Source organism: Microcoleus sp. B5-D4 (genome assembly GCF_036705145.1).
Classification (GTDB): domain Bacteria; phylum Cyanobacteriota; class Cyanobacteriia; order Cyanobacteriales; family Microcoleaceae; genus Microcoleus.
The window spans coordinates 1-9,737 of the sequence record NZ_JAUBTV010000147.1 but is presented as its reverse complement, the minus strand read 5'-3'; the positions used below and the strand labels follow the sequence as shown (position 1 = coordinate 9,737).

Genomic DNA, 9,737 nt, shown 5'->3' with positions numbered 1-9,737 from the left:
GGATCGCTAATTAAATAAATTACAATTTTATTTGTTATGGTGGGAGGGGCGTCCCGCCCGTCTTTTTCGGACGGGCGGGACGCCCATCCCACTTTCAAGAGTGGAAGTTATTTAATTCTCATTCCTTAGTCGCCCGTAAGGCCGTGTAAACTTTCCCCATAGCAGATAATATTTCGACAAAACCAGCCCAAACCGAGAAAGCCTAAACTCAGAAACCCGGTTTCAAGGATAAATCTTGGGTTTGACAGCGAAGTATCTGTAAACTACCCGCCGCTGGCGAGTCAGACTGTCGGTCTGGTAGAGCTTTTAGTCGAGTTTTCTGCTAAAGTTCAAGTCCGCGCGCGATCGAAAAACTTCCTAAATTCTCAATTCCTATCTAAAAATTATGAAAAAAGCCCGCGAAACAGCACGCGAACTCGCACTCCTCGGCATCAGCCAACTGCCGACGAATCCAGAACTCTTAGAAGCCAAGAAACTGCAAGATGTTCTCCTCGCCGCCATCCGCACCCTGACAACAGAAGTTCAAGAATCCCTAGAAGCAGCAGCATCCGAAGTGCAGCGGAGTAGCGACAAACTGCTTGCCAGCGAAATCCGCGCCGCCGATATACAAAGTGCTAGAGCAATGGTGCGGGAAGCAGTCGAACTCACCCAAACCGCAATCAACCGTCTCGGTTCAGCAATGGAGTTTCCAGAACTGATCCAGCTAGCCAACCAGCAAGATGTCCGCACCTACGCTTTGCAAATCCTGACGAAAGTCAGCGCCAACCGTGTTCAAATTGATGAATTGCTCTCGGAAGCGCTAGTAGACTGGCAAATAGAACGGTTGGCCCGGATCGATCGAGATATCATGAGAATCGCCATCGCCGAAATGCTATATCTCGGCTTACCCGAACAAGTCAGCGTCAACGAAGCAGTCCAACTGGCAAAACGCTACAGCGGTGACGATGGACATCGCTTCATCAACGGAGTCCTCCGCCGAGTAGTCGATAAAATCAATGCAGAAGTTGTTAGTCAGTAGTCGATAGTCAGCAGTCATTAGTCATCAGTCATTGGTCAATAGCGATCGGCAATCTGCGATCGGCAATCCGCTCTACACTAAGAACTGATGACTAATGACTATAGTCCTGGACGCACGGGTAGTCAGAAACCGGGTTTTTTACGAAAATCCTTCGTTATAGTCCACAGTAAGATAAAAAACCCGGTTTCTCTGGCCTTAAGGCGTCCAGGACTGGACTAATAACTCTTCTCTATTCCCCATTTACTTTTATGGTTTTTAATTGGTTTCGTCGCCAGTACAGCGAAAATAAATCTTCTGAAACAGAAGCAACCCCCGAACAGCCGCAAGATGAGTCGGCAAAATCCGCACCGGTTGAGCCTCAAACAGATGCAACAGAGCAAGGTTCTCCTGCTGTAGCCGAAGATTATCTCAATTGGGCAAAAGCTGCTTACAAAAATATTCAAAAACAGCAAAAACCCGAAACAGAAGTTTCCGAGACAGCAGCGGCTGAAGTTCCAGCAGCCCAAGCAGAAATCGCGACAGTGGCAGAAGTTGCAGAACCCGCGACTATTGAAGCAACGGAGCCGATCGAACTTGAACCAGCACCCACAGCACCAACTGTTGCAGAAGTTCCAGAAGTTGCAGCACCAGCAACAGTTGAAGCAACCGAGGCGATAGAACTCGATGCAACAGAACCCGCAGAAATTCCAGAAACTCTGCAACCAACAGCCGGGGCGATCGACATTGCACCTATAGCTCAACAATTAGAAGTTACAGCAGAAAATATAGAAATTGCCGAACCTGCAACTGAGGTTGTAGAAACCGAATCACTCGCATCCGACGGCGAAGCAGCCGAAGCCCTGCCGTTTTGGGCCAGAGCTCAGGCCGATCGCATGGAGCGCATCGAACGCCTCAAAGAAACCGCCATTGAAGAACCAGACGTAATTGCAGCCGCCGCCGAGAGAGCCGCAATTATCGAAGAAATTCCCGGTTTCGCCTTTGACGAAGGCTTCCTGTGGTCTTCAGAAATCTTAGCCAGTCAAGGCCGCCGCCCAGACCAAGTATCAGTTGAAGAAATCACTTGGCTGCAAAAACTGCGGAAAGGCTTAGAAAGAACTCGCCGCAGCTTAATTAATCGACTAAAGGCGATCGTCGGTCAAGGGCCACTCAATCAAGACGCAGTAGCCGAAATTGAGACTTTGCTGCTACAAGCCGATGTCGGAGTCGCAGCCACCGACATCATTATCAGTCGCCTCCAAGAAAGACTCACACAAGAAGTGCTGCCCCCAGAACAGGCTCTAGCCTACCTGAAAACCATCCTGCGCGACATTCTGGACGCTCCCTGTGCCGAAACCGCCGCCGGTAATCCCGCCTACAGCCTGACATTTGCCCCGGAAAAAGAGACTTTTAACATCTGGTTAATCGTAGGAGTCAACGGTGCGGGCAAAACTACGACGATCGGCAAACTGGCCCATATTGCCCAAAAATCCGGCTACAAAACCCTCATTGCCGCCGCCGACACTTTCCGCGCCGCCGCCGTCGAACAGGTGAAAGTTTGGGGTTCCCGCAGTGGGGTCGAAATTATTGCCAACCCAGGGAAAAATACCGATCCGGCTGCTGTCGTGTTTGATGCGATCGCCGCCGCCACCGCCCGCGGCACAGAACTGCTGATCGTAGACACCGCAGGCCGCCTGCAAAACAAAAAAAATCTGATGGACGAATTAAGTAAAATCCGTCGCATTGTAGATAAGAAAGCCCCCGGCGCTACCGTAGAATCTCTACTGGTTTTGGATGCCACACTGGGTCAAAATGGTTTGCGACAGGCAGAAGTGTTCGCAGAATCGGCCAAATTAAGTGGAGTAGTATTGACAAAACTCGACGGTTCTGCTAAAGGTGGTGTTGCCCTAGCAGTAGTGCAGCAGCTTGGTCTGCCCATCCGCTTTATTGGAGTTGGGGAAAGCATCGAAGACTTGCGCCCGTTTTCTAGTTACGAATTTGTGGAAGCCCTACTCGATTTTAGATTTTAGATTTTAGATTTTAGATGGATGAAGTATCTCTATCCGCCTCCAAAAATCGGGACGGGTAGAGAGCTTCAAAATCTCCAATCCTTAACCTCAAACTAGCATCGCACTCCTCTACTAAACAGAAAAAAAACCGGGTTTGGGTTCACTGGCGTGTAACTCCTCAATCAAATATCCTCTTTCTAAGATCGAAAATCACAAATCTAAAATGACCTGTGAATTTCTTCATGTGGTACCCGCCACGTGATTTATCCGTCGAATCAATCCAAAATCTAAAATCTAAAATCCTTGCGTCCCCCGAATTTATCCGTCGAATCAATCCAAAATCTAAAATCTAAAATCTAAAATCGAATGACTGCTGTGCCTTTGCCTCGCCCCTCACCTCAACCTGCTGACCGCCCTTCGGGTCGCAATTCCACCGACGCGACGCCAGTATTTGCCCTCAAAGAACTGGTGGCGCGTTTGCACCGATATCAGCACAACGTTCAAGATATGTTGGGTTCGCTGGGATTTGCCCTGCGAAGTTTTAACAATCTCAACCAATTTTTGGAGTTGGTTCCTTTGGTTGCGACTCGCGTTACGGACGCCGACGGGGGAGCTCTAGTGCTGTTCAAACCCAACGGTCAAGTCAGGTTCCAGCAGTTGCATTGTCAGGAAGGACGGCAGTGCCAAGATATGCGAAAAGCCCTGGAAATAGCCACCAGGCAAGCTACAGCAGGTGCGGGCGCTACTGCTGGAACGTTTTCGGAAACCTCTGGGCAAACTTCTAGTCTAGACCTGCAAGTCGGTCGTTATTTGGGCCCGGATGTTCATTTGTTTGGGGCGCCAATTTTAGTCAACAATTTGGAACGCGGACGGCTTTATGTTTTTAGCAGTGATCCGCAATATCTCTGGACTCCCAGCAGACAGAAATTAGTTCGGTTGGTGGCGGATCAAACCGCAGTGGCTATTTGCAAAGACGAACTTACTGTTAAGTTGGCGGAAAAAGACCGCTTAGACAGAGAGTTAGAAATCGGGGCGGAAATTCAATTGCGGCTGCAACCCCGCAGTTGTCCGAAAATTCCCGGCCTTGACGTGGCCGCCCGCTGCCAAACTGCTAGCAGAGTCGGCGGAGATTATTATGATTTTATTCCCGCTGACTATGACCCGATCGGCAAGGAGAATGAGGGAGAACACCCCCCATCCCTAATTAAAAATCTCAAGTCCAAAATCGACAAGGGCCGCTGGAGCATTGTGATCGGCGACGTGATGGGCAAAGGAGTACCGGCTGGCCTGTTGATGACGATGACACGGGGTATGCTGCGGGCGGAGGTTTTGAACCGCCACTCGCCGTCGAGAATTTTGCAACATTTAAACCGGGTTATGCACGCGGATTTGGAAAATTCCCACCGTTTTGTGACTCTGTTTTATTCGGAGTATGATCCGAAAACTCGCGTTTTGGCTTACAGCAATGCTGCTCACCACCCGCCTTTGCTGTGGCAAGCTGCAACTAATTCGATTCTTCAGCTTGATACTTTGGAGGGAATGTTAATTGGCCTGGATGCGGATTCGCACTACCAAGAAGCAAGCGTGCAATTGCAGCCAGGAGATACGATTATTTACTACACAGACGGATTTACCGATGCTGCTAATCAAAGGGGCGATCGGTTTGATGAGGATAACTTGACCTCGGCTTTTCAGTGGGCCTGTCAAAATTATCAGCAGTCTGAAGAAATTTTGGATTATTTGTTCGATCGCGTACACCAGTTTATCGGCATCGGCAATCGTAACGAAGATGACATGACACTGGTTGTACTGAGGGTAACACCTTTAGCAGGAGAAAATCACCATGATAGTTAATTTAATCCCGGAAATTACTGCTGGATTAACCAGTTCGATTACTTGGAACGATGTCGCTCACTTGTTAGTTTTGAAATCTCATTTGAGTGCGACGGTGATTTTGGCTCAAAGTTACGAAATTTTTACGAATTTCCAGAAAGCTTGGAACAATTTTGTTTCGACTGGTCAAATAGGAGCTTTTATTATAGGTATTTTTGTGGGCTGGTTCTTGAAAGGGATTTTTCGTTAGAGTTTTTGTCGAAGAAGGTATCTGGAACGGATTTAAAAGCTTTGTAGCCCAAACTTCACTTCTTTCTGATGCAGCAAAAGTTTCACAATTTTGTAGTCAAGACTTCAGTTTTTTTGGGTCAAAAGATGTATAAAAACTTTGTAGTCGGGACGTGAGTTTTTTCTTACCGAATTTGGGAGTGAGGACTACAGTCCAGAATAAAAACCGGAGGAAGGACTAAAGTCTTTGCTACAAATCGGTTTTTATAGACTTCTGCAAGAGAGATATAATCTAGTTTTAGCTTGAGCAATGACAACACAACAAAAAACTTGGAGTCAAAGATTTGAATCGGCGCTGCACCCGGCGATCGCCCGATTTAATGCTAGTATTGGCTTCGATATTGAATTGATTGAGTATGACTTGACTGGTTCTGTCGCTCACGCTAAAATGCTGGCCAAAACGGGGATTATTTCCGCAGCAGAAGGCGAACAGTTAGTCAATGGTTTGGAACAGATTCGCCGCGAATACCGCCAAGGACTTTTTGTTCCGGGAGTTGATGCCGAAGACGTTCACTTCGCTGTAGAGAAGCGGCTGACGGATATCGTGGGAGATGCGGGGAAAAAGTTGCACACTGCCCGATCGCGCAACGATCAAGCCGGCACTGATACTCGTTTGTATTTGCGCGATCGCATTGCCGAAATTCGCGAGCAATTGCGGGAATTTCAAGGGGTTTTGCTCGATCTTGCCGATCGTAACGTGGAAACTTTAATTCCCGGTTACACTCATTTGCAGCGCGCTCAGCCGATCAGTTTGGCTCATTACCTGTTAGCTTATTTTGAAATGACCGATCGCGATTGGGAACGTCTCGGCGATATCTGCAAGCGGGTGAATGTTTCGCCTTTGGGTTGTGGCGCGCTGGCGGGGACGACTTTCCCGATCGACCGACATTATACTGCCGAACTCTTGCATTTTGACAAGGTTTATGCTAATAGCTTAGATGGAGTGAGCGATCGAGATTTTGCGATCGAATTTCTCGCTGCCGCCAGCTTGATTCTGGTACACCTGAGCCGCTTGTCAGAAGAAATGATTTTGTGGTCTTCTCACGAATTTGGATTTATTACGCTCAAAGATAGCTGCGCTACTGGTTCTAGCATCATGCCCCAGAAAAAAAATCCCGACGTGCCGGAGTTGGTGCGGGGCAAAGCGGGGCGGGTGTTCGGTAACTTACAAGCTTTGTTGGTAGTAGTGAAGGGACTTCCTTTGGCCTACAACAAAGATTTGCAAGAAGATAAAGAGGCTTTGTTTGATACCGTAAGAACGGTACAGGGTTGCTTGGAAGCAATGACCATTTTGTTGCGCGAAGGCATCGAGTTTAATGGCGATCGCCTCGCTGCTGCTGTTACGGAAGACTTTTCTAATGCTACAGACGTAGCCGACTACTTGGCCGCCAAAGGCGTTCCCTTCCGGGAAGCTTACAACCTTGTCGGCAAAGTCGTCAAAACTTGCCTTTCGGGGGGCAAACTCCTCAAAGATTTGACACTTGAGGAGTGGAAAGACTTGCACCCAGCCTTTGAGACAGACATTTACAGCGCGATCGCACCTCAGCAAGTGGTGGCGGCTCGCAATAGTTACGGGGGTACCGGGTTTGAACAAGTGAGAAAATCACTTATCGCTGCGCGCGATCGAATCGCCTAAACATCTCGCCTAAACATCGTTGAATTATTGGACAAATTCCGGCTGGCTATCTCTCCTTAGAACGAGCGTGTTTTCCACTCTGGTTCTAAGTTCGGCAGATAGCCTGACTCAATTAATCTTCAGCAGCAGCCATGTCTTTGTCTCTGCCGCCACCGCTCATGGCGCCCATGCCACCGCCGTTACCGCCGTCAAATCGTCTTCTCTTGTTGGAGAACATATCTTGATTTCTCCGCTTACGAAACTTGCGAGCGTATGCTTGATTTCGTTGTGCCTTCTCTTTCTTGAGATTGCGGCGCTTAGCCATTCTGACCTCACTAATAAACATTGACAGTCCCCGGGCTTTCACGCCCAGGGATTCTTAAGTTTGACACTCTGTGCACTCTTGGTGACTGAGATTCTTGGTTCAGCGAAGTCACTTGCTTGTAACAGGATTTCTCCAGCCAAAATATAGGTGTCTTCTCCCCAAGCGTAAATTCCGGTATGTCCTACCGTACTCGATCGGTTCTCTTTCTGTAGCTAGGTTTTCTTCAAATTTAGCTTTCGTGACGCTGCCACAACAATCGCAAGCGATATGGTTTAGGCTTCTGAGTCCTGTTAAGGAGATCGAGAACTTCCTTCAAGGTACTCCCATCGTTTCCCTCTACGGCGTTTTAAAGTGAGGAACACGTCCAGCCCCACTGATATTATAAAAAGGAATTGGTTCGTCTCGTTGTCCACCTCTCCACGGCTCAAAGCTATGCTTTTGAGATTATGAACGGGTGGAATCAGGAGTTTGACGCGCCTTTTATCCCACACTAACCTTTGATCGGTATAGTGTGGGGATTCCTGTCTGCCTAGCTAAACCGCAACACCGTTAGGTGAGACTACGCACTCAACTAATGCAGTTAAGTTTTTACGTTGGCTAGTTATACTCAATTTTAGACCGATGACGATCATAGCACACCCGGTACAAGACCCAGAAAAAAGAACACCGGGATTCAAGTCACTGGGAATCTGGGTGCGATCGGGACGCAATGTTGTCAATCTTCCAGAAGATTTCTATACACTCTTGACAAAATACGACGAATGACAATTTATCCCGGTGACGTAGCTCCTCTCTTCAGCCTGCCCGACGCGCAAGGCAATGTCGTCAGCCTTGCAGATTTTCGAGGGCAGCGAGTTGTACTGTATTTTTACCCTAGGGACAACACCCCAGGCTGTACTAAAGAAGCTTGCGGCTTTCGCGACATTTACTTAGACTACCAGTCGCGCAATATAGCAGTCCTCGGCGTCAGTACAGACGGGGCGGGGGCCCACGCCAAGTTTGCAGCTAAATATCAACTGCCTTTTCCCTTGCTGTGCGACTCAAACGCCGAAGTTGCTACCGCCTACGGCTGTTACGGACTCAAAAAATTTATGGGAAAAGAATTTATCAAAGATTTGGGTTTAAAACCCCTTCTTCAGTGGCCGGCTTTAATTGTAAAGTTTTAACAACTCGCCGAACATTTTATGCGGGGGCTTGTAGTATAAGATGAGAGGTGAAGTCATGTTAGTTTTTGAGTTCAAGGCATACGGAAAATCGAATCAGTTCAAAGCAGTAGGCGAAGCAATTCGTACTGCTAAGTTTGTCCGCAATAGCTGTTTGCGTTATTGGATGGACAACAATAAAGTGGGCAAAAACGACTTAAATAAATACTGCGCCGTACTAGCTCGCGATTTTCCCTTTGCCGACGAACTCAACTCAATGGCAAGACAAGCTAGCGCAGAACGGGCATGGTCTTCTATTTCCCGATTTTACGATAACTGCAAGAAAAATATTCCTGGTAAAAAAGGGTATCCACAATTTCAAAGAGATTGCCGCTCGGTGGAATACAAAACCAGTGGCTGGAAACTTGCTGACGATCTCAAATCAATCAACTTTACCGACAAAAAAGGAATTGGACGATTAAAACTAAAAGGCACACGCGATCTACATTTTTACCAAATTAGCCAAATAAAAAGGGTGAGATTGGTCAAACGTGCTGATGGCGTGTACGTCCAATTCTGTGTGGATGTCGATAGAAAAGAAAACACAGAACCCTCTGGTACTACGATCGGATTAGACGTGGGATTGAAGGAATATTACACCGATTCAAACGGAACTACGGTTGAAAACCCGAGGTTTCTGATCAAAGGTGAGAAAGTCCTCAAACGCTCTGGGCGTCGCGTATCCAGGAAAGTTAAAGGTTCAAGAAATAGGGCCAAAGCTCGGCAGATTCTAGGCAAGCGCCATCTCAAAATAAGTAGACAACGTAAAGACCATGCTGTGAAATTAGCAAGGTGCGTAATCTCATCAAACGATGTAGTCGTCTACGAAGATTTGAGAATCAAAAACATGGTGAAGAATCATTGTCTGGCTAAGTCCATTAATGACGCATCTTGGTATCAATTTCGTGTTTGGCTTGAATACTTTGGAAAAGTGTGTGAAAAAATCACGGTTGCGGTGAATCCCCAATACACCAGTCAAGAATGCTCTAGCTGCGGTGAAATCGTGAAGAAAACGCTATCTACAAGAACCCATGCTTGTAAATGTGGTTGTGTCTTGGATCGTGACGAAAACGCAGCTAAAAATATCCTTAGTCGAGGATTGGGTACGGTAGGGCATACCGGAACCTTTGGTCTTGAACCAATCAACTCTTTGGGAGAATTAGTCTCTACTGTTGTTGGAGAAATCCTGCCTCAGCAAACTGGCTCGTAGATCAAAGAATCCCCACGCCTTCAGGCCCGGGAGTGTCAAGGGAATTACTCGATCGACTTTCGCGATCGACCCTGATGGTAGGATTGAAAAGGTTTACCGCAAAGTCAAACCAGAATCTCACGCAGCGGACTTACTAAAATCCTCGACATTTCTGGATAAATCCCGAAATAGCTCAGTAAGTCCAGGCTTTCGTTATTAGGGAGCGTTAAAGTTCATACCTTGGGGTGCGTGCCAGCCCCAAGCACTATAACTTCGCAGTTA

Annotated in this window: 9 protein-coding genes; 8 read left to right on the top strand and 1 reads right to left on the bottom strand. The window is 47.5% G+C overall.

Going from position 1 to position 9,737, the window contains the following annotated elements:
* Positions 1 to 385 precede the first annotated feature (385 nt).
* From nusB to argH, 5 genes are all read left to right on the top strand, one after another.
* Positions 386 to 1,018, top strand: coding sequence for a transcription antitermination factor NusB (nusB, locus tag QUB10_RS33185; protein WP_333058376.1), 633 nt, complete (start codon positions 386 to 388; stop codon positions 1,016 to 1,018).
* Positions 1,019 to 1,266: 248 nt separating this feature from the next.
* Positions 1,267 to 3,024 (top strand): signal recognition particle-docking protein FtsY, encoded by a 1,758-nt coding sequence (ftsY, locus tag QUB10_RS33180; RefSeq protein WP_333207355.1) that lies wholly within the window; start codon positions 1,267 to 1,269, stop codon positions 3,022 to 3,024.
* 345 nt (positions 3,025 to 3,369) lie between these two features.
* The gene (locus QUB10_RS33175; RefSeq protein ID WP_333207354.1) at positions 3,370 to 4,857 is read left to right on the top strand and encodes a PP2C family protein-serine/threonine phosphatase; all 1,488 of its coding nucleotides are present in this window, start codon (positions 3,370 to 3,372) and stop codon (positions 4,855 to 4,857) included.
* Positions 4,847 to 5,086 (top strand): hypothetical protein, encoded by a 240-nt coding sequence (locus QUB10_RS33170; RefSeq protein ID WP_333207353.1) that lies wholly within the window; start codon positions 4,847 to 4,849, stop codon positions 5,084 to 5,086. Before QUB10_RS33175 ends, QUB10_RS33170 begins: the two co-directional genes overlap by 11 nt.
* Positions 5,087 to 5,374: 288 nt before the next feature.
* Positions 5,375 to 6,760 (top strand): argininosuccinate lyase, encoded by a 1,386-nt coding sequence (argH, locus tag QUB10_RS33165; protein WP_333207352.1) that lies wholly within the window; start codon positions 5,375 to 5,377, stop codon positions 6,758 to 6,760.
* A gap of 112 nt (positions 6,761 to 6,872) precedes the next feature.
* Here argH and QUB10_RS33160 read toward each other — a convergent pair whose 3' ends face one another.
* Positions 6,873 to 7,064, bottom strand: a complete 192-nt coding sequence (locus QUB10_RS33160; RefSeq protein WP_190738786.1) for a hypothetical protein — start codon at positions 7,062 to 7,064, stop codon at positions 6,873 to 6,875.
* A gap of 621 nt (positions 7,065 to 7,685) precedes the next feature.
* Here QUB10_RS33160 and QUB10_RS33155 point away from each other — a divergent pair.
* From QUB10_RS33155 to QUB10_RS33145, 3 genes are read left to right on the top strand one after another with little or no spacing between them, the layout of a single operon-like run.
* The gene (locus tag QUB10_RS33155) at positions 7,686 to 7,829 is read left to right on the top strand and encodes a hypothetical protein (protein ID WP_333207351.1); all 144 of its coding nucleotides are present in this window, start codon (positions 7,686 to 7,688) and stop codon (positions 7,827 to 7,829) included.
* Positions 7,826 to 8,230 carry a peroxiredoxin gene (locus QUB10_RS33150; protein ID WP_333207350.1) on the top strand — a complete coding sequence of 135 codons (405 nt, stop codon included), beginning with the start codon at positions 7,826 to 7,828 and terminating at the stop codon, positions 8,228 to 8,230. The genes QUB10_RS33155 and QUB10_RS33150 overlap by 4 nt, the downstream gene beginning before the upstream one ends.
* Positions 8,231 to 8,285: 55 nt before the next feature.
* Positions 8,286 to 9,476 carry a transposase gene (locus QUB10_RS33145; RefSeq protein WP_333207349.1) on the top strand — a complete coding sequence of 397 codons (1,191 nt, stop codon included), beginning with the start codon at positions 8,286 to 8,288 and terminating at the stop codon, positions 9,474 to 9,476.
* The last annotated feature ends 261 nt before the right edge of the window (positions 9,477 to 9,737 follow it).

Coding starts and splice junctions, on each gene's coding strand:
- nusB (WP_333058376.1), top strand. CDS start 386: ATGAAAAAAGCCCGCGAAACAGCACGCGAACTCGCACTCCTCGGCATC.
- ftsY (WP_333207355.1), top strand. CDS start 1,267: ATGGTTTTTAATTGGTTTCGTCGCCAGTACAGCGAAAATAAATCTTCT.
- QUB10_RS33175 (WP_333207354.1), top strand. CDS start 3,370: ATGACTGCTGTGCCTTTGCCTCGCCCCTCACCTCAACCTGCTGACCGC.
- QUB10_RS33170 (WP_333207353.1), top strand. CDS start 4,847: ATGATAGTTAATTTAATCCCGGAAATTACTGCTGGATTAACCAGTTCG.
- argH (WP_333207352.1), top strand. CDS start 5,375: ATGACAACACAACAAAAAACTTGGAGTCAAAGATTTGAATCGGCGCTG.
- QUB10_RS33160 (WP_190738786.1), bottom strand. CDS start 7,064: ATGGCTAAGCGCCGCAATCTCAAGAAAGAGAAGGCACAACGAAATCAA.
- QUB10_RS33155 (WP_333207351.1), top strand. CDS start 7,686: ATGACGATCATAGCACACCCGGTACAAGACCCAGAAAAAAGAACACCG.
- QUB10_RS33150 (WP_333207350.1), top strand. CDS start 7,826: ATGACAATTTATCCCGGTGACGTAGCTCCTCTCTTCAGCCTGCCCGAC.
- QUB10_RS33145 (WP_333207349.1), top strand. CDS start 8,286: ATGTTAGTTTTTGAGTTCAAGGCATACGGAAAATCGAATCAGTTCAAA.